The following is a 19,141-nucleotide window of genomic DNA, read 5'->3' as shown; positions in this document are numbered from 1 at the left end:
CCGACACCGTTTATACCGTCGGGCTCGTGCAGTTGTGGTGAGTCCGCATTACTTTGAGGACGATCATCCATGGCGTCAGCCACCCGCGATGACCTACGTAACGTAGCCATTGTCGCCCACGTCGACCACGGCAAGACCACGCTCGTCGACGCAATGCTCAAGCAGACCAACTCGTTCGACGCCCACTTCGAGGGCGAAGACCGCATGATGGACTCGAACGACCTCGAGCGTGAAAAGGGCATCACGATCCTGGCCAAGAACACCTCGGTGCTCTACAACGGCAAGCACGCCGGCGACAAGCCGATCGTGATCAACGTCATCGACACCCCGGGCCACGCCGACTTCGGTGGCGAGGTCGAGCGCGGCCTCAGCATGGTCGACGGTGTCGTGCTGCTGGTCGACGCCTCAGAGGGTCCGCTGCCGCAGACGCGCTTCGTGCTGCGCAAGGCGCTCGAGGCGAACCTGCCGGTCATCCTGCTGGTCAACAAGACCGACCGGCCGGATGCCCGCATCGACGAGGTCATCGCAGAGAGCCAAGACCTGCTGCTCGGCCTCGCCAGCGACATGAGCGACGATCACCCTGATCTCGACCTCGACGCCGTGCTCGACGTGCCGATCGTCTACGCCTCCGGCCGTGCCGGTGCCGCGTCGAACAACAAGCCCGAGAACGGCACGCTGCCCGACAACGACGACCTCGAGCCGCTCTTCGAAGCCATTCTGAAGCATGTTCCGGCCCCGACCTACGACGACGAGCACCCCCTGCAGGCGCACGTCACGAACCTCGACGCGTCGCCGTTCCTCGGCCGCCTCGCCCTGCTGCGCATCTTCAACGGCCACCTCAAGAAGGGCCAGCAGGTCGCCTGGGTTCGCCACGACGGCTCGGTTCAGAACGTCAAGCTCACCGAGCTGCTCATCACCAAGGCGCTCACCCGCTTTCCCACCGAGACGGCGGGCCCCGGCGACATCGTGGCCATCGCCGGCATCGGTGAGATCACCATCGGCGACACGATCAGCGACCCCGAGGATGTTCGGCCGCTGCCGATCATCACGGTCGACGACCCCGCCATCTCGATGACCATCGGCACCAACACCTCGCCGCTGATCGGCCGCACCAAGGGCTCGAAGGTCACTGCCCGCATGGTGAAAGACCGTCTCGACCGCGAGCTGGTCGGTAACGTCTCGCTCAAGGTCGTCGACATCGGCCGCCCCGACGCGTGGGAGGTTCAGGGCCGCGGAGAGCTCGCCCTGGCCATCCTGGTGGAGCAGATGCGCCGCGAGGGCTTCGAGCTCACCGTCGGCAAGCCGCAGGTGGTCACCAAGCAGGTCAACGGCAAGACCCACGAGCCGTACGAGCACCTGACGGTGGATGCTCCCGAGGAGTTCCTCGGCGCCATCACGCAGCTGCTGGCCGCCCGCAAGGGCCGCATGGAGACCATGCAGAACCACGGCACCGGCTGGATCCGCATGGAGTTCATCGTTCCGTCGCGCGGGCTCATCGGGTTCCGCACCGAGTTTCTCACCACCACGCGCGGCACCGGCATCGCGAACGCGATCTCGCACGGCTACGACGCGTGGGCCGGCCCCATCGTCACCCGCAACAACGGCTCGATCGTGGCCGACCGCGCGGGTGTCGTGACGCCCTTCGCCATCGTGAACCTGCAGGAGCGCATGTCGTTCTTCGTCGAGCCGACGCAGGAGGTCTATGAGGGCATGGTGATCGGTGAGAACTCGCGCGCCGACGACATGGACGTGAACATCACCAAGGAGAAGCAGCTGACCAACATGCGCCAGTCGACCTCCGACACGTTCGAGCGCATGACGCCCTCGCGCAAGCTGACGCTCGAGGAGTCGCTCGAGTTCGCACGCGAAGACGAGTGCGTCGAGGTGACGCCCGAGTGGGTGCGCATCCGCAAGGTCGAGCTGTCGGCCCAGGCACGCCAGCGCAGCGCCTCGCGCGTCAAGTCGCAGAACGCGAACGCGTAGCCCGCACCGCTGCTCGTCGCCTCCCGTCGCTCCGCTCGGAGCGTCGCGCAGAAGCGCCCCGCCCTTCCGGCCGGGGCGCTTCTGCGTTCCCGGCGCGGGGCTCGCTCCCGCCCCGCGGGGCCGCTCCACTCAGCTCGGCGGCTCGCCCTGGCTTGCGACTCGACCGCGGCGGGTGCGGGAGTGGATGCGGCGGGTAAGGGAGTGGATGCGGTCAGTCGGCATCGGCGTAGGAGCTGACGATCGACACGTCGAGGGGAATCTCGAGCGGAAAGGCGCCGAACAGCAGCCGGGTGGCCGCGGCCGCCGACGAGCACAGTGCGGCGGCCACCTCTTCGGCGTAGGCGGCCGGGGTGTGCACGATGACCTCGTCGTGCAGGAAGAACACCAGGTGCGGTTGCCGCCCGAACGGCGCCGCCGCCCGCCCCGGTGCCGCGGCCGCGGGCGAGAACGCCGCCAGGGCGCGGCGCAGGTCGGCCATCCAGCACAGCGCCCAGTCGGCCGCGCTGGCCTGCACGACGAAGTTGCGGGTGAAGCGGCCCCAGTCACGGGCCTGTTGCCGGGCACGCGCCAGCTCGGCGTCAGAGGCGGCACCCTCGGTGGCACGGGCCTGCAGTTCGGCCCACTCGTCAGAGGGTCGCGGCGAGCTGCGACCGAGCCGCGACGTGACGACCTCGCCGCGTTCGCCCGCCCGGGCCGCCGTCTCGACGTACGCCAGAGCGGTCGGGTAGGTGCGGGCGAGGCGCGGCAGCAGGCGCCCGCTCTCACCGGTGGTGGCACCGTACATCGCCCCGAGCATGGCCACCTTCGCCTCGGCTCGGGTCGACACCGCTCCGCCGGCCACGATGCCGGCGTAGAGATCGGTGCCGCGCCCCGCCGCCGCCATGGCGGTGTCGCCCGAGATGCCGGCGAGGATGCGCGGCTCGAGCTGCGCCGCATCGGCGACCACGAGCATCCACCCGTCGTCTGCCGTGACCGCGCGCCGCACCTGTTTGGGCAGCTGCAGGGCACCGCCGCCCCGGGTAGCCCAGCGGCCCGACACTACTCCACCCGGCACGTACTCGGGCGAGAAGCGGCCATCGGTGACCCATGACTCCATCCACGACCAGCCGTTGGCGCTCAGCAGCCGTGAGAGCTTCTTGTACTCCAGCAGTGGGGCGATGGCCGGATGATCGAGCTGCTTCAACTCCCACGACCGGGTCGTGACCACCGTCAGTCCGGCGCCGCGCAGCGCCCGCAGCACCTCGGCCGGCGAATCGGGATTCAGCTGGGCAGCGCCCGTCTCGGCCCTGATCTGCTCGGCCAGGCGTTCGAGCAGCTCGGGCCGCAGCCCTGCCCCCACGCGGGCACCGAGCAGCTCGGTCAGCAGCTCGTCGTGCAGGTCTTCGCGCCAGGGCAGGCCCGCGTGCGACATCTCACTCGCGATGAGGGCGCCCGCCGACTCCGCCGCGAGCAGCAGTCGCAGACGGTTGGGGTCGGCCGAGGTGCGCACCGCCTCGAGCTGGCGGCGCAGTTCGGCCGGCGGGTCATCGTCGCCCCCGGGCGCGTGGGGCGCGGGCGAGTCGTCGAGATCGAACAGAGCGGCAGAGGCTGCTGTGGCAGACACGGCGGGGCCGCCGAGTGGTGGCGCGGCATCCCACACCGAGGCGGATTCCCGGGCCAGCGCCGTCTCGACCGTGAGGCTCGACGCCCGCAGAATGGCCCGGCTGAGCCGCAGGTCGTGGCAGCGCTCGACTCGCACGCCGACGGCGAGCAGCGGGGGATAGGCGGTGGCGGTGTCACCCCACACCCAGCGCGGCGCGGCCGTCGCCTCGAGCTGCGCCACCCGCTCGGCGAGCCGGGCGCGCGGGATGTACTCGGGGCCGGCTGCCGCACTGCCGTCGTCGTTCAGCGTCGACAGCGAGGCCCGGTCGGTGCCGGCCTCTGACAGAACGATGTACACACCTTCATTGTCGCGGCAGCCACCGACCGCGGCAGCCACCGACCGCGGCAGCCACCGACCGCCGCAGCCACCGACCGCGGCAGCCACCGCCCCGGCACCGCGCGCACTCAGCCAACGCACGGCGAAATGGCCAAGACAGGCGAACCTTAGTAAGTGTAGGCTTACCTTCGTAGCGCCGCCCTGTGGCCTGCCGCCCCGCACAACCAGCCGCGCACCCGCCCGCACCCACACCGCCGGAGAATCTTCTTGCTAGCCACGTTCGTCATCGGTCTTCGTGAAGGGCTCGAGGCGGCGTTGATCGTCGGCATCATCGCGGCATTCCTGAAGCGCAACGGGCACTCGCTGAAGTCAATGTGGATCGGTGTGGCCGCGGCCATCGTGCTCAGCATCGGCGTCGGTGTGACGCTCGAGGTCATCTCGGTGAACCTGCCCCAGGCGCAGCAGGAGGGCATGGAGTCGATCATCGGCGTCGTCGCCGTCGTGATGGTGACCTTCATGATCGTGTGGATGAGCAAGCACGCCCGCAACATGCGCTCCGAGCTCGAATCGACGGCGACCGAAGCGCTCAACCAGGGCTCGGTGTTCGCGCTGGCCGGCATGGCCTTCCTCGCCGTTCTGCGTGAGGGCTTCGAGACCTCGGTGTTCCTGCTGGCCGCGTTCCAATCGTCGGTGAGCCCGCTCGCCGCCGGTGCCGGCGCCGTTCTCGGCCTGCTGCTCTCGGTGGCGATCGGCTACGGCATCTACCGCGGTGGCGTCAAGCTCAATCTCGGCAAGTTCTTCACCGTCACCGGCGTCTTCCTGGTGTTCGTCGCCGCGGGCCTCGTGATGAGCTCGCTGCGCACCGCCCACGAGGCGGGCTGGATCACGGTGGGCCAAGACGCCACGGTCGATCTGTCGTGGCTCGCCCCCGGCGGGTCGGTGCAGGCCGCCCTCGTCACCGGCGTTCTCGGTATTCCCGCCGACCCGCGCGTGATCGAGGTGCTCGGCTGGGCCCTCTACCTCGTTCCCGTGCTTCTCTTCGTGCTCTGGCCGCACTCGAAGCGGCCGAAGCAGCACGCCTACCGGGTGCAGTTCGGCATCGCCGCCGCCTGCGCGGTGAGCGCCATTGTGCTCTTCGTGGCGGTTCCGCCGGCGACCGACCCGGTGCTGGCCGCCTCGACCGTCGCGATCGTCGGCACCGACGGCCGTCAGCTCGGTACGGCCGAACTCACGGGCACCGCGGGCGACCTGTCGCTTCAGGCGACCGTGCTCGAAGACACCTCGACCATCGCGCTCGATGACGCCACGGCCACCACCGAGAACCACCTGGGCGAGGATGCCCGGGCGTACACCATCACGACCGACACCGACGTGGCGGGCCAGCCCTCGACGCTCACCCTCGACCAGCTCGCCGCGCTGAACGGCGGCCGCACCCCGGTGGGGGTGAGCCGGGTCACGAACCCGGGCCCGTTCGACGCGACCTGGCAGGCCAGCCAGTCGCAGCAGGTCTGGGTGGCCGGCGACACACTGCTCGACGCGACCAGCACCTCGGTCACCACCCTCACCCTCTCGGGCGGCGGGCTCGCATCACCCCGCACGGTGAGCGTGAGCGGCGGTCAGACCGCTGCGGCGTCGCTGTCGTGGTCTGTCGATCCGCAGCAGGCGCAACACCTCGCCGTGGCAGTGGGCGACGCCCAGGTCGCTGCAGCCGAGGCTGCGCTGTTCCGCGTCTACCTGCCATTCGTGCTGGCACTCGCCGCGCTCATCCTCGCCGCCTTCGGCCTGCGCGGCCTGCGGGCGGCTCGCCGTTCGGCCGACGCGGCACGTGCTGGCGATGCCGCCGCGCCCGTGGCTACCGGCCCCGCGGCTCCCGGCACTTCGACCACTGCGGCGGCCGCCGAGCGCACCCCAGCCACCGCCCCGGCCACCCCGACCGTTCCCGAACCGACCCCTGCACACAGCACACGCATCTAGGAGCCCGCAGAATGATCACACCCACGAAGATCCCGCTCGCCCGCACGGGCGCCAGGCTCGCCGTTCTCGGCGGCCTGGTGGCCGGCAGCCTGCTGCTCGCGGGCTGCAGCAGCTCGAGCACGGCCGGATCGACCGCGGCGGCCGCCGACGGAACCGCGCCCGTCTCGAACGGCTCGGCGCAGATCGCCGTGACCCTCACCGGCTCCGACTGCACCACCGACTACACCAGCGCCCCCGCCGGTCCGGTCACCTTCACCGTGACGAACACCGATGCCGCCGGCCTCAGCGAGGTCGAGCTGCTCAGCGACAAGCGCATCATCGGTGAGCGCGAGAACATCGTCGCCGGCCTGCAGCCCGCCACCTTCACCGTCACCCTCTCCGGCGGCACCTACACCCTCAACTGCCCGGGTGCCACGACCGAGAACACCAGCTTCACCGTCGTCGGTGCCGCGGCGACCACCGCCAGCGACACCGCGAGCCTGCTCGCCGAGGGCACCACCGGGTACGGCGCCTACGTCGAAGACCAGGCTCAGGCTCTCGTGACCGCCACCCAGGCGCTCGACGCCGCCATCCAGTCGGGCGATGTCGCCGCCGCCCAGAAGGCCTATGCGGATGCCCGCCCGTTCTACGAGCGCATCGAACCCGTCGCCGAGAGCTTTGCCGACCTCGACCCCGAGATCGACGCCCGCGTCGCCGACGTCGATCCCGGCACCGACTGGACGGGTTTTCACCCCATCGAGAAAGACCTCTTCGAGACCCAGGCCATCACCGACAGCACGAAGGCGCTCAGCACGAAGCTCGTCACCGACGTCACCCAGCTGCAGACGCTCACCACGGGCCTGACCTACAAGCCCGAAGAGCTGGCCAACGGGGCATCCGGCCTGCTCGACGAGGTTCAGTCGTCGAAGATCACCGGCGAAGAAGAGGCCTACAGTCACATCGACCTGCTCGACTTCGCCGCCAACGTCGAAGGTTCTGAGCAGGCCTTCGAGTACCTCAAGCCCGGGCTGACCACCATCGACCCCGACCTGACCCAGCAGATCTCCGACCAGTTCGCGGCGGTCGACGCCCTGCTCGCCACCTACAAAGACACGAGCGCGGTCGGCGGCTACGCCCTCTACACCGATGCGCTCAAGGCCTCAGACGCGACCAAGCTCACGCAGGCCATCCAGGCCCTGCAGGCACCCCTCTCGCAGATCTCTGAAAAGGTGGCGACCGCATAACCCATGCGCAGACGTACGAACGACGAGGCCGGTACACCCGCAGAGGGTGTGCCGGCCGAGCCGGTTGACGAACAGCCGGCCCTGACGACCGACGCCGCCGACGCCGCCGACGACGCCGACGCCGCCGACGAGCCGGCGGGCCCGCGCGGCTTCTCCCGGCGCGCCCTCTTCGGCGGGGCGCTGGCCAGCGCGGCCGCGGGCGCGGCCATCGGCGCGGTGGCCACCGGTGTGACAGACCAGGCCGCCGAGGCGGCCGAATCCAACGCGAGCCCGGCACCGAACGACACGAGTCTCGACTTCTACGGGGTGCGTCAGGCGGGCATCCAGACCCCGCCCCAAGACCACCTCGTCTTCATGGTCTTCGACGTCACGACCACCTCGGCTTCTGAGCTGCAGGTGATGCTGGCGAAGTGGTCGGCGGCCATGGCGCAGTACACCAAGGGTGTGCCGGTGGGCGCCGTCGAGCCCGACCGCGACCAGGCTGTTCCCGGTGACACCGGCGAGGCCTACGGCATGGGCCCGAACGAACTCACGCTGACCCTCGGCTTCGCGCCGTCGATGTTCGACGACCGATTCGGCTGGGCGAAGTACAAGCCAGCCGCCCTGAACGACCTGCCGGTCTTCGCCAGCGACGCCCTCACGCCCGAGTTCACCGGCGGCGACATCTGCATCCAGGCGTGCGCCGCAGACCCGCAGGTGGCCTACCACGCCATTCGCAACCTCGCCCGCATGGCACGAACCACCGCGACCACCCGGTGGACTGTGCAGGGCTTCGGCCGGGCATCCAAGGGCGTCGGCCAGTCGACCCCGCGCAACCTGATGGGCTTCAAAGACGGCACGCGCAACATCACCGACGAGAGCGACTTCTCGCAGTATGTGTGGGTGGGCGACGACGGCGACCAGGGCTGGATGACCGGCGGCAGCTACCTCGTCGCCCGCAAGATCCACATGCTGATCGAGACGTGGGACGCCGACTTCATCTCCGACCAGCACGCCGTCTTCGGCCGAACCAAGTCAGAGGGTGCCCCGCTCACCGGAACGGCCGAGTTCGATACTCCCGACTTCGCCGCGAAGGGCGCCGACGGCAAGCTCGTCATTCCGGCGAACGCGCACGTCGCCCTGGCCGCCCACGAGAACAACGGCGGCGTGAAGATTCTGCGGCGCGGGTACAACTTCACCGACGGTATCGACAGCGTCGGGCGACTGGATGCCGGGCTCATGTTCATCTCGTACCAGAAAGACCCGGCGCAGTTCGTCGCGATCCAGTCACGGCTCGGCTCCTCCGACGCCCTCAACGAGTACATCAGGCACGTCGGATCGGGTGTCTTCGCGGTGCCACCGGGCCTCACCGGTGCGGGGGACTACTACGGCAAGGCGCTGTTCGCCTGAGCGACAGCGCGTGTCGGCGGGTCAGCCGGTGTGGGCGGGTCAGACGGTAGGGATGGCTCAGCCGGTGCGGGTGGGTCAGCCGGAGTGGCCGGGTCAGCTGGGCGGGGCAGGTCAGCCGGCGGGGGCGGGTGACGGCGACGCCGTCGCAGGCGCCATCGTCGACGTTACGCGGGCCATCGACGCTGCGAGGTCGGCCGTCTGGCTGACGAGCGTCGCCCAGTCGGCGTCGCTCACCTGGTCGTCGGTGCGGAAGGTGACGCCGGTGCGCTGGTCGTTCAGCGTGTTCTGCAGCGCCCCGAACTGGTGGTCGAGCGTGGTGGCGAGTGCGGCATCCTGGGTCACCAGCACCACCCGGATGCCCTCGAAGACCAGGTGCGCGCTGTCGACGTAGCCCTGCAGGTCTGACACGTCGCTGCCCGAGGGAGCGTCTTGCCGGCGAGCCGCGGCCGCGGCGCCCAGGGTCTGCAGCAGAGTCGCCGCGCCCTCGGTCTGCTGGTCGACGGTGGGGCGCTCACTCATCACCTTCTCGTAGAGCGCGTGCGTGTCGCTCGCCAGGCGCGTGGCGAGGTCGGTGCGCTGTTCGGCCGTCAGTGGCGCCTGGCCGGGGGCGGGGTAGAGGTCGCTCTCGATGGCGTGCCAGCCGGTGAACGCAGCGCCGGGGGCGAGATCGGCCTGGTGGGCGTCGAGCTGTGCCGCCAGGTCGGTGAAGAGCGTCTGGGCGACGAGCATGCGGTTGTAGAACATGCGCGTGGGAGCGTAGAGCGAGCGGGCCAGCGCGTCGTCACCCGACTGGTAGGCGGCGGCGAACTCGGCCGTTCCGGTGTCGAGCAGAGTGGCCTGCTGGCGCAGGTAGATCGCGAAGTCGCTGGTCGACTCGCTGAGCTCGACGGCGACCGAGGCCTGGGCACCGGCGGCCTGGCCGGCCGACTGCGGTGGCTGCGAGGTCTTCGACGAGCATCCTGCCAGCAGCAGCGCGGTGACAAGCACGGTCACGAGAACCGTCGCCGTGCGTGCGGTGGGTCTGGAGGTCACGAAGGGTCTTTCGTGTGAGTCGGATGCGGCAGAACTGATGCGGCACCATTGCCCTCTTCACGGTACAGCGTTCAGGTTGCATCGCTAAATTGATGTCAAGAACGAAAGGCAATTGTGATGTCTCTGGCAGCCGAACCTCTGCACCCGGATGCTCAGCCCCCCTCGCCGGGCGGGCCGCCGCCGTCGCTGCTGCGCCACACCGACGCCGAAGTCGTGGGCGAATCGTGGGTCGTGCGGGTCGGCAGCTGGGTCGTCGGGCTGCTGCTCGGGGTGGTCTTCGGCATGGTCGGCACCGTTGTCAACCAGGCCACCGTCAGCGTCTTCGGCTGGTTCACCCTGCCGATCGGACTCATCATGGCGTGCCTGGCGAGCATCCTGCTGCTGGTGGGCCTGCGCCTCGTGCTGCCGACCCGCACCCTGGCGTTGCTGGCAGCGATCGGGCTGGTGGGCATCGTCGCCGCGCTCACGCTGCAGAGCCCCGGCGGTTCGGTGCTGATTCCGGCGAACGCCTACGGCTACGTCTGGACGTTCGCGCCCACCGTCATCGCCCTTGTCGTACTGGCGTGGCCCGCCGTGAAGCGGCCACCGGTTCGAGTCGATAGTTCGAGCGAATAGACTGAACCCAACAGTTTCGAAGGGACTTCTCCACAGTGACCTATGTCATCGCTTTGCCGTGTGTCGATGTCAAAGACCGGGCGTGCATCGACGAATGCCCCGTCGACTGCATCTACGAGGGTGAACGGTCGCTGTACATCCACCCCGACGAATGCGTCGACTGCGGTGCGTGCGAGCCGGTCTGCCCCGTCGAGGCCATCTTCTACGAAGACGACCTGCCCGACGAGTGGAGCGACTACTACAAGGCCAACGTCGAGTTCTTCAACGACATCGGCTCGCCCGGCGGGGCAGCGAAGATCGGCGTGATCGCCAAAGACCACCCGGTCATCATGGCGCTGCCGCCGCAGGCCGCGCACTAGCGCAGGCTCCGAGCGCCCATGGCCCTCGCCGCGCTGCCCGACTACCCGTGGGAGCAGATGACGCCGTTCGTCGAGACGGCCAAGCGCCATCCCGACGGCATCGTCGACCTGTCGATCGGGTCGCCCGTCGACCCGACGCCCGCGTTGGTGAGCGAGGCGCTCGCCGCCGCGACAGACTCACACGCCTACCCACCCACAGCGGGAACACCCGAGCTGCGCGCCGCGATCGTGCACTGGTTCGAGCGGCGGCGGGGGGTGCCGGGCCTGCGCGACAGCCAGGTTCTGCCGACCATCGGTTCGAAAGAGCTCGTGGCGTGGTTGCCGTTCATGCTCGGTCTCGGCGAGGGCGACGTGGTCGTGCATCCGAAGGCCGCGTACCCGACCTACGCCATCGGTGCCACGATCGCCGGCGCCCGTTCGCTGGCAGCCGACGACCCGGCCGAGTGGCCGGCCGACACGAAGCTGGTCTGGCTCAACTCGCCGGGCAATCCCGACGGCAGTGTGCTGAGCATCGAGCAGCTCGCGGCGGCGGTGTCGAGGGCGCGGATGCTCGGGGCGATCATCGTGAACGACGAGTGCTATGCCGAGCTGGGCTGGGCGGGCCGCTGGTCGAGCGAACCGGTGCCGAGCATCCTCGACCCCCGCGTGACCGCCGGCGACACCACCGGAGTGCTCGCCGCCTACTCGCTCAGCAAGCAGTCGAACCTCGCCGGTTACCGCGCGGCGTTCATCGCCGGCGACGAGGCCCTCGTGTTGCGCCTGCTGAACGTGCGCAAACAGGCCGGCATGATGCCGCCGGGGCCGGTTCAGGTCGCCATGACCATAGCGCTCGGCGACGACGCGCACGTCGCTGCGCAGAAGGAGCTCTACCGCGCCCGCCGGGCCGTTCTCGCTCCTGCGCTCGAGGCCTACGGCCTGCGCATCGACCGCAGTGAGGCCGGGCTCTACCTCTGGACCACGGCCGGCGTCGACTGCTGGCAGACCATCGCCGAGCTCGCCGGGCTGGGCATCGTCGCCGGGCCCGGATCGTTCTACGGGGAGCACTATCCTGAACATGTTCGCTTCTCGCTGACCGCGACCGACGAACGCATCCGGGCGGCCGCGAACAGGCTCGGCGAAGTATCTCGGCATCGAGATACCCTCCGCGTCGTTTAGGCTGGGTGGGTATTCGCGTAAACGCAAAGGAGGCGCCGTGGGCGACACTGATGGCCGTGCCGAGAAGAACGTTGCGACACTGACGTTTCCCGGTGGCACCGCGGAGTTCCCGATTCTTGACAGTGTCGAGGGCGCCTCGTCGCTCGACATCTCCACGCTGACCAAGCAGACCGGGCTGACCACCCTCGACTACGGCTTCGTGAACACCTCCGCCACGCGGTCGACCATCACGTACATCGACGGCGACAACGGCATCCTGCGCTATCGCGGGTACCCGATCGACCAGATCGCCGAGAACTCGACCTACCTCGAGACGGCCTGGCTGCTGATCTACGGTGAGCTGCCCACGCCTGACCAGCTCGAGAAGTTCGACAACGAGATCAGGCACCACACGCTGCTGCACGAAGACCTCAAGCGGTTCTTCGACGCGCTGCCGCACAACGCGCACCCCATGTCGGTGCTCTCCGCCGGCATCTCGGCGCTGTCGACCTACTACCAAGACTCGCTCGACCCGCGAAACCCCGAGCACGTCGAGATCTCGACCATCCGCCTGCTGGCGAAGCTGCCGGTGATGGCGGCGTACGCGCACAAGAAGAGCCTGGGGCAGGCGTTTCTGTACCCCGACAACTCGCTGAGCTTCATCGACAACTTCCTGCGGCTGAACTTCGGCACGATGGCCGAGCCGTACGAGATCAACCCGGTGCTCTCCAAGGCGCTCGAGCGCCTGCTCATTCTGCACGAAGACCATGAGCAGAACGCCTCGACGTCGACTGTTCGGCTGGTCGGCTCGACCGAGGCGAACATGTTCGCGTCGATCTCGGCCGGCATCAACGCGCTCTACGGTCCCCTGCACGGCGGGGCGAACGAGGCCGTGCTCACCATGCTGGCGCAGATCCGCGACTCGGGCGAGGGTGTGGAGAAGTTCGTCGAGCGGGTCAAGAACAAAGAGGCGGGCATCCGTCTCATGGGCTTCGGCCACCGCGTCTACAAGAACTACGACCCACGCGCGAAGCTGGTCAAAGAGGCCGCCGACGAGGTGCTCGCGGCCCTCGGCGTTCAGGATGATCTGCTCGACATCGCCAAGGAGCTCGAAGCCATCGCGCTCGCCGACGAGTACTTCATCTCGCGGCGGCTGTACCCCAACGTCGACTTCTACACCGGCGTGATCTACAAGGCGATGGGCTTTCCGACGCGCATGTTCACGGTGCTGTTCGCCATCGGCCGGCTGCCCGGCTGGATCGCGCACTGGCGTGAGATGCAGACCGACCCGGCCACCAAGATCGGCCGCCCGCAGCAGCTCTATCTGGGCAGCCCTGAGCGCGAGTTCCCGAAGCGCTGAGCGTGGTCTGATTTCGATACGCGCCGCTGCGCGGCGCTACTCAATCAGCGCACCCCGCCGGTTGAGTAGGCCCGCGTGGCGGGCCGTATCGAAACCGGGCTGACCGGTACTCCGCCGGTTGAGTAGGCCCGCGTGGCGGGCCGTATCGAAGCCGGGCTGAGCGTGGTCTGATTTCGATACGCACCGCTGCGCGGCGCTACTCAATCAGCGCACTCGCTCGTTGAGTAGCGGGGCGCGGAGCGCAACGCGTATCGAAACGCGCGTCAGGCGTGCAGCGTGGCGTTGAGGGTCACGCCCGCCCCGGTGCGGCTGAGCGCCTCGACGGCGCCGGTCACCGAGTTGCGGCGGAAGAGCAGGTTCGGCACGCCCGAGAGCGCCACGGCTTTGGTCGTGGGCGTGGTGCCGTCGGGTTTCGGCGCCGAGCCGACCAGCACCACCTTCGTGCCGGCGGTGACGTAGAGCCCGGCCTCGACCACGGTGTCGTCGCCGATCGAGATGCCGATGCCCGCGTTCGCGCCGAGCAGCGCGCGCTCGCCGATCGAGATGCGCTGGGTGCCGCCGCCCGAGAGGGTGCCCATGATCGAGGCGCCGCCGCCGATGTCTGACCCGTCGCCGACCACGACGCCCTGCGAGATGCGGCCCTCGACCATCGATGCGCCGAGCGTTCCGGCGTTGTAGTTCACGAAGCCCTCGTGCATGACGGTGGTGCCGGGGGAGAGGTGGGCGCCGAGGCGCACCCGCGAGGCATCCGCGATTCTCACGCGGGCTGGGCTGACGTAGTCGAGCAGCCGGGGGAACTTGTCGATGCCGTGCGCCGCGATGCCGGCTCGTTGCAGCGCGGGGCGCAGACGGTCGAAATCTGCCGGCGAGACGGGCCCCGCGTTGGTCCAGACGACGATCGGCAGGTGCGCGAAGATGCCGTCGAGGTTGATGGTGTTGGGGGCGACCAGCAGGTGCGAGAGCAAGTGCAGGCGCAGGTAGGCGTCAGAGGTGCCGGCGGGGGGCTGCGAGAGCTCGATGGAGGTCGTGACCACCTCGGTGCGAACGTTGCGGCGGGCATCCGGCCCCTGCACCTCTTCGAGCTCGACGGGCACGACCCACGGCTCGACAGAGTCGCTGAGACGCCCGAGTCGCGGGGTGGGGTACCAGGTGTCGAGCACGGTGCCGTCGCCGGCGATCGTTGCGAGGCCGTAGCCCCAGGCGAAACGGGCGGGTGCGGCTGTGCTCTGTGCGGTCATGCTCCAAGGCTAGCGAAACCGGCGTACGCGCCTCGCACCCGGGTGACAGGTTGGTCACCGTAAACTTGTGGCATGGCACCGACCGCTACCGAAACGCCCGTGCTCGACCTCGGGGCGTCGTCGATCGAACTGACCCGGCAGATCTGCGACATCGAGTCGGTGTCGGGCGACGAGAAGACCCTCGCCGACGCGATCGTGGCGGCGCTCGAGGGTTACCCGCACCTCGAGATCATCCGCGACGGCGACACGGTCGTCGCCCGCACCGACCTCGGCCGCGACCAGCGCGTCGTCATCGCCGGGCACATCGACACCGTGCCGCTGAACGGCAACCTGCCGACACGCTTCGAGACCATCGACGGCGCCGAGTACCTCTGGGGGCGCGGCACGGTCGACATGAAGGCGGGCGTCGCCGTGCAGCTGAAGCTCGCCGCCGAGCTCAGCGACCCGAGCGTCGACCTCACCTGGATGTGGTACGACCACGAAGAAGTCTCGGCCGCGATGAACGGCCTCGGCCGGCTCGCCGCGAACCGGCCCGACCTGTTCGCGGGCGACTTCGCCATTCTGGGCGAGCCGAGCAACTCGCAGATCGAGGGCGGCTGCAACGGCAATCTGCGCGTCGAGGTGCGCACCTTCGGCCTGCGCGCCCACTCTGCACGCGGCTGGGTCGGCGACAACGCAGTGCACAAGCTCGCCCCCATTCTGAACACGCTCGCCGGCTACGAGGCACGCGAGGTCGAGGTCGACGGCCTGGTCTACCGCGAGGGGCTGAACGCGGTGGGCATCAGCGGGGGAGTCGCGGGAAACATCATTCCCGACGAGGCCATGGTGCACATCAACTACCGGTTCGCCCCGAACCGCTCGGGCGACGAGGCCATCGCGCACATGCATGAGTTGTTCGGCGACTACGACATCACCGTGGTCGACCTCGCAGAGGGCGCCCGCCCGGGGCTCGACGCGCCGCTGGCGCAGCAGTTCCTGGCCGCGGTCGGCGGGGTCGCGAAGCCCAAGTACGGCTGGACCGACGTCGCCCGCTTCTCGGCCCTCGGCATGCCCGCAGTGAACTTCGGCCCGGGCGACCCGTTGAAGGCGCACGCCGACGACGAGCGGGTGCTCACCAGCCAGATCACCGACTGCGAGGAGGCCCTGCGGGTCTGGCTCACCCGGCGCGGGTAGGCGACGGTGTCGTACACGGTCGACGACCGGCACGCCGAGGCGGTGCCGGCGGGAGACGACGAGCCGGGCATCCGAAGCCCCCGGTTGCTGCCGCGCTGGTGGTACTCGCGGTGGTGGCTGAGCGTCATCGTCGTCTATGCGGCGGCGCGGGTGGTCACGACCACGATGCTGCTCGCCCTGGCGAGTGTTCAGGGCCGAAACCCGTGGACGGGGCCGCAGCCGTCGTATTGGGACTACGCGTCGATCTGGGACGGCACCTGGTACAAGATCATCGCCTATTGGGGCTACCCGAGCCAGCTGCCGTTGACGACCTCGGGGCACATCGGGCAGAACTCATGGGCGTTCCTGCCCGGCTACCCGTTTCTGGTGCGGGGCCTGTCGACGATCACGACGGCGCCATGGGAGTATGTGTCGGTCGTCGTGTCGCTCGCGTTCGGGTTGGGCGCGGCGCTCGTCTTCTACCGGCTGATGCGGGTGGCGCTGCCGGCGGGTACCTCGATGTTCGCGGTGCTGCTGTTCTGCATCGCGCCGGTGTCGCCGATGTTCCAGGTCGCCTACGCCGAGTCGATGTACATCTTCTTGCTCGTGCTGGCGCTGTACCTGCTGGTCAGGCGGCGGTACGCCTGGCTCTTCCCGATCATCCTGGTCATGTCGTTCACCCGGCCGAGCGGCCTCGCCTTCGCCCTCTGCCTCGTGCTGCACTTCGGGTACCGGTGGTGGGTGCGCGAGCGCGACCCGTTCCCGCAACGCGAACGGATGCTCGTGGGGTCGGCCGCGGTGTTCAGCGGGCTGATGGGCATCGCCTGGAACGTCATCGCGTGGGCCAGCACGGGCTACTTCTCGGCCTACACCGAGACCGAGCTGGCGTGGCGCTCGGCGTACATCGGGTACACCCACCTGATTCCGTTCACGTCGTGGATCCAGGGCGGCAACTGGTGGCTCGGCGCCCCGGCTGGGGCGATCGTGGTCGTTCTGCTGGCGGTGGCCTTCGGCCTGTTCATGGCGACGAAGGCAGTCAGGCGGCTGCCGATCGATCTGCGGTTCTGGGTCATCGCGTACGCGGTCTACCTCCTCGCTGTGTTCTTTCCGCAGTCGAGCGTGTTCCGGCTGCTCATGCCGCTGTTCCCGCTGCTCGGGGTGCTGGCGCTGCCGAAGTCGCGCCTCTACCGGGTGGCGATCGTCGTCGTCTTCCTGGCCGCGCAGTGGGGCTGGCTGCTCATCTGCTGGGGCGTCGACGGGTCGGACTGGACCCCGCCGTGATCGGTTCGGCGTGACGCGCGGGGGCGGTCGGTTTTCGACCCCGCCGCTGATGACAGATAATAGAAGAACGACACCACGAAAGGGGATGCCGCATGGCCGCCATGAAACCAAGGACCGGTGACGGCCCGATGGAGGCTGTTAAAGAAGGACGCCTCATCATCGTGCGAGTGCCACTCGAAGGGGGAGGGCGGCTCGTCGTCTCCGTCAACGACGCCGAGGCACGCGAACTGCACGATGCTCTCGCTGGAGTTGTGACGCCCGCCTGAATAGCTGGGCGTCGACCAGACACGCTGGTCGACGCCTGAGAAAGCCCCGCCGAGCAGAGCTCGACGGGGCTTTTCGCGTCTGCCGAGCGAGTCTCAGCCCACGAGCTTGGTGATCTGCAGCAGCCCGTCGCCGATCGGCGAGAGGGCCGTGATGACCGCCGGCGACTGCGAGAGCTCGGTGAGCAGGCTGCGGAAGTCGGTGACGGTGCTGTCGCGCTGCACCGGGTCGGCCACGCGGTCGCGCCAGAGCGCGTGCGGTACCAGCACGGTTCCGCCGACGCGCACGAGGCGCAGGGCGTGCTCGACATACTCGATGACCGACTCGGCGTCGGCGTCGACGAGCACGAGATCGTAGGTGTTCTCGTTCATGCGCGGCAGAACATCCCGCGCCCGGCCCGTGATCATGCGGATGCGGTTGGCCGGGATGCCCGCCTCGAGGTACGCCGACCGCGCCGACTGCTGGCGGTCGACCTCGGTGTCGATCGACGTGATGGTGGCTTGGGGGGCTCCGGCGAACATCCAGAGCCCGGAGACGCCGACGCCGGTGCCGATCTCGACGATGGCCTTCGCCGCGGCCGTGCCCGACAGCACGGCGAGCTGTGCCCCGATGCCGGGCGACACCGATTCGACGCCGAGTTCTGCCGCGTGCGCCCTCGCCTGCGCGATGACCGCCGGTTCGGTGACGAAGTCTTCTGCGTACTTCCAGTTGGTTTCTTTCGACACGTGTTGTGGCCTCCGGTGTGAAGTTTAGGTTACGTCTGGCTGTGCTCCCGGGAGGCTCGCAGACGCCGCCGCGACCGAGACGGTAGTGTGTATCTATGTTCGGGTTGACCTTTGAGAAGCTGATCATCGTCGGCGTCATCGCGGCCTTCGTCATCGGTCCTGAGCGCCTGCCGCTGTACGCGGGCAAGCTCGCCCAGTTCGTGAAACAGATCCGCGGTTTCACCAACGACGCCAAGGCGCGCATGAAAGAGGAGATGGGCCCCGAGTTCGACGACGTCGAATGGAAGAAGCTCGACCCCCGGCAGTACGACCCGCGCCGCATCATCCGCGACGCCCTGCTCGAAGACCCCGACGAGGTCGCCCCCACCCCGGTGAAGCCGGCCGCGCCCATGGCCGCTGACCCGCTCGCGCCCGACACCGGCGAAGCCGCACCCGTGACGCTGACGCGCCCCGAGCCCGCCTACCTGCAGCGCAAGAAGAAGCTGGCCGCCGCTGCCGCCTCCGGCACCGACGGAGTGGCCGTGGCCCTCCCCGTGCCGCACGACTCAGAGGCCACCTGAGCCGCTTCGCCCCGACTCTCGCCTAGACTTCCCACGGTGCCGCTCGTCGCTGAGCCGCCGGGGAAGGAACTGTGAACGTCGTACTGAAGGCGGCTCTCGCCGCGACGCTGGCCGCCGTGCTGGCTACCGGGGCGGCGCAGGTCGCCGGAGCGACGACCAGCCCGGGTTCCTCCGTCACGGCCCCTGCCGGACAGCGAACGACCGTGCAGGCGACGGTCTCGGCGCCGGTCGCATCGTTCATCACCGCGCTGTACAACGACTTCCTCAGCCGCAATCCTTCCAGCGACGACATCGCGTGGTGGGGTCACAACCTGGCGACCGGATCGCCGCGGGGGGCGGTGGCGGCCGGGTTCGTCGACAGCGACGAGTACCGCCTCATTCGCATCGACGCCGCCTACCGTGACATTCTGACGCGCGAGGCCGAGCCCGGCGGGCGTGCGAGCTGGCTGAACGGCATGAAGATCGGCCTTCTGACGACCGACGACATTGAGCGATCGCTGTACGCGTCAGACGAGTTCTACAACGACAACGGGGGCAACGAATTCGGCTGGATCAATGGCCTCTACGAGCACATCCTCGGCAGGGGTGCCTCGATGGACGAGGTGGGTTATTGGCTGAACCAGGGCAACGCCTACGCGCTCGCGCAGAGCGACTGGATACACCAGCCGCCCGGCGTCGACATTCCGCTGGTCTTCCCGCGCCTCTGGATCGTCAACAACATCATGAACTCGACCGAAGGCGCCCGTTCCCGTGTGTCGGCGATGTATCAGCACTACCTCGGCCGGGTTCCGGATGCCGGGGGGCTGGCCCTGTGGGCGAACTACGATCTCGCGGTGGGCGACTCCGCCACGCGTTCTGGCCTGACCGGCAGCGACGAGTACTTCGCGCTGGCATCCCAACGATTCTGACGAGAAACATTTTGACGAGGAGAAGC

At 68.8% G+C, this 19,141-nt stretch carries 17 protein-coding genes; 13 read left to right on the top strand and 4 right to left on the bottom strand.

Annotation, left to right across the window (positions count from 1 at the left end; translation table 11 throughout):
- Window positions 1-69: 69 nt before the first annotated feature.
- Window positions 70-1,983 carry a translational GTPase TypA gene (gene typA, locus V3W46_RS00745; protein WP_331781163.1) on the top strand — a complete coding sequence of 638 codons (1,914 nt, stop codon included), beginning with the start codon at window positions 70-72 and terminating at the stop codon, window positions 1,981-1,983.
- Window positions 1,984-2,194: 211 nt separating this feature from the next.
- Here the strand turns inward: typA and V3W46_RS00740 are convergent, their stop codons facing one another.
- Window positions 2,195-3,922: a bifunctional 3'-5' exonuclease/DNA polymerase gene (locus V3W46_RS00740; RefSeq protein ID WP_331781162.1), complete on the bottom strand. Its 1,728-nt coding sequence runs from the start codon at window positions 3,920-3,922 to the stop codon at window positions 2,195-2,197.
- Window positions 3,923-4,168: 246 nt separating this feature from the next.
- On the opposite strand from V3W46_RS00740, the gene efeU reads away from it, so the two are divergent.
- From efeU to efeB, 3 genes are read left to right on the top strand one after another with little or no spacing between them, the layout of a single operon-like run.
- Window positions 4,169-5,875, top strand: coding sequence for an iron uptake transporter permease EfeU (gene efeU, locus V3W46_RS00735; RefSeq protein WP_331781161.1), 1,707 nt, complete (start codon window positions 4,169-4,171; stop codon window positions 5,873-5,875).
- 11 nt (window positions 5,876-5,886) lie between these two features.
- Window positions 5,887-7,098, top strand: coding sequence for an iron uptake system protein EfeO (gene efeO / locus V3W46_RS00730; RefSeq protein ID WP_331781160.1), 1,212 nt, complete (start codon window positions 5,887-5,889; stop codon window positions 7,096-7,098).
- A gap of 3 nt (window positions 7,099-7,101) precedes the next feature.
- Complete coding sequence (gene efeB / locus V3W46_RS00725; RefSeq protein WP_331781159.1) at window positions 7,102-8,487, top strand: iron uptake transporter deferrochelatase/peroxidase subunit; 1,386 nt, start codon at window positions 7,102-7,104, stop codon at window positions 8,485-8,487.
- Window positions 8,488-8,598: 111 nt separating this feature from the next.
- Here the strand turns inward: efeB and V3W46_RS00720 are convergent, their stop codons facing one another.
- Entirely contained in the window at window positions 8,599-9,519 is a 921-nt protein-coding gene (locus V3W46_RS00720; RefSeq protein ID WP_331781158.1) for an EfeM/EfeO family lipoprotein, read from the bottom strand.
- A 117-nt stretch (window positions 9,520-9,636) separates the two neighbouring features.
- Between V3W46_RS00720 and V3W46_RS00715 the strand changes: the two genes are divergently transcribed.
- From V3W46_RS00715 to V3W46_RS00700, 4 genes are read left to right on the top strand one after another with little or no spacing between them, the layout of a single operon-like run.
- The gene (locus V3W46_RS00715) at window positions 9,637-10,134 is read left to right on the top strand and encodes a hypothetical protein (protein ID WP_331781157.1); all 498 of its coding nucleotides are present in this window, start codon (window positions 9,637-9,639) and stop codon (window positions 10,132-10,134) included.
- Between the two features lie 35 nt (window positions 10,135-10,169).
- A complete protein-coding gene (gene fdxA / locus V3W46_RS00710) occupies window positions 10,170-10,493 on the top strand; it encodes a ferredoxin (RefSeq protein ID WP_331781156.1) in 324 nt (107 codons plus the stop codon).
- Window positions 10,494-10,511: 18 nt separating this feature from the next.
- On the top strand, window positions 10,512-11,648 hold the full coding sequence (gene dapC / locus V3W46_RS00705; protein WP_331781155.1) for a succinyldiaminopimelate transaminase: 1,137 nt from the start codon (window positions 10,512-10,514) through the stop codon (window positions 11,646-11,648).
- A gap of 37 nt (window positions 11,649-11,685) precedes the next feature.
- The gene (locus V3W46_RS00700) at window positions 11,686-12,987 is read left to right on the top strand and encodes a citrate synthase (protein ID WP_331781154.1); all 1,302 of its coding nucleotides are present in this window, start codon (window positions 11,686-11,688) and stop codon (window positions 12,985-12,987) included.
- A 263-nt stretch (window positions 12,988-13,250) separates the two neighbouring features.
- Here V3W46_RS00700 and dapD read toward each other — a convergent pair whose 3' ends face one another.
- A complete protein-coding gene (gene dapD, locus V3W46_RS00695; RefSeq protein ID WP_331781153.1) occupies window positions 13,251-14,225 on the bottom strand; it encodes a 2,3,4,5-tetrahydropyridine-2,6-dicarboxylate N-succinyltransferase in 975 nt (324 codons plus the stop codon).
- A gap of 72 nt (window positions 14,226-14,297) precedes the next feature.
- Here dapD and dapE point away from each other — a divergent pair, with 72 nt between their 5' ends.
- The 3 genes from dapE to V3W46_RS00680 all read left to right on the top strand — a co-directional run bounded on the left by dapE (window position 14,298) and on the right by V3W46_RS00680 (window position 16,924).
- A complete protein-coding gene (gene dapE, locus V3W46_RS00690; RefSeq protein WP_331781152.1) occupies window positions 14,298-15,398 on the top strand; it encodes a succinyl-diaminopimelate desuccinylase in 1,101 nt (366 codons plus the stop codon).
- 6 nt (window positions 15,399-15,404) lie between these two features.
- Complete coding sequence (locus V3W46_RS00685; protein WP_331781151.1) at window positions 15,405-16,658, top strand: hypothetical protein; 1,254 nt, start codon at window positions 15,405-15,407, stop codon at window positions 16,656-16,658.
- A 92-nt stretch (window positions 16,659-16,750) separates the two neighbouring features.
- Window positions 16,751-16,924, top strand: coding sequence for a DUF3117 domain-containing protein (locus V3W46_RS00680; protein ID WP_331781150.1), 174 nt, complete (start codon window positions 16,751-16,753; stop codon window positions 16,922-16,924).
- Between the two features lie 93 nt (window positions 16,925-17,017).
- On the opposite strand, the gene V3W46_RS00675 is transcribed toward V3W46_RS00680, so the two are convergent.
- The gene (locus V3W46_RS00675) at window positions 17,018-17,647 is read right to left on the bottom strand and encodes a class I SAM-dependent methyltransferase (RefSeq protein WP_331781149.1); all 630 of its coding nucleotides are present in this window, start codon (window positions 17,645-17,647) and stop codon (window positions 17,018-17,020) included.
- Between the two features lie 95 nt (window positions 17,648-17,742).
- Between V3W46_RS00675 and V3W46_RS19590 the strand changes: the two genes are divergently transcribed.
- Window positions 17,743-18,207 (top strand): Sec-independent protein translocase TatB, encoded by a 465-nt coding sequence (locus tag V3W46_RS19590; protein ID WP_443069900.1) that lies wholly within the window; start codon window positions 17,743-17,745, stop codon window positions 18,205-18,207.
- A 71-nt stretch (window positions 18,208-18,278) separates the two neighbouring features.
- On the top strand, window positions 18,279-19,115 hold the full coding sequence (locus tag V3W46_RS00665) for a DUF4214 domain-containing protein (RefSeq protein ID WP_331781148.1): 837 nt from the start codon (window positions 18,279-18,281) through the stop codon (window positions 19,113-19,115).
- Window positions 19,116-19,141: the final 26 nt, after the last annotated feature.

Source organism: Subtercola sp. YIM 133946 (assembly GCF_036553535.1).
GTDB lineage: Bacteria > Actinomycetota > Actinomycetes > Actinomycetales > Microbacteriaceae > Subtercola.
Note: the sequence above shows the minus strand (reverse complement) of the source record. Positions and strands in the feature narration are given on the sequence as shown.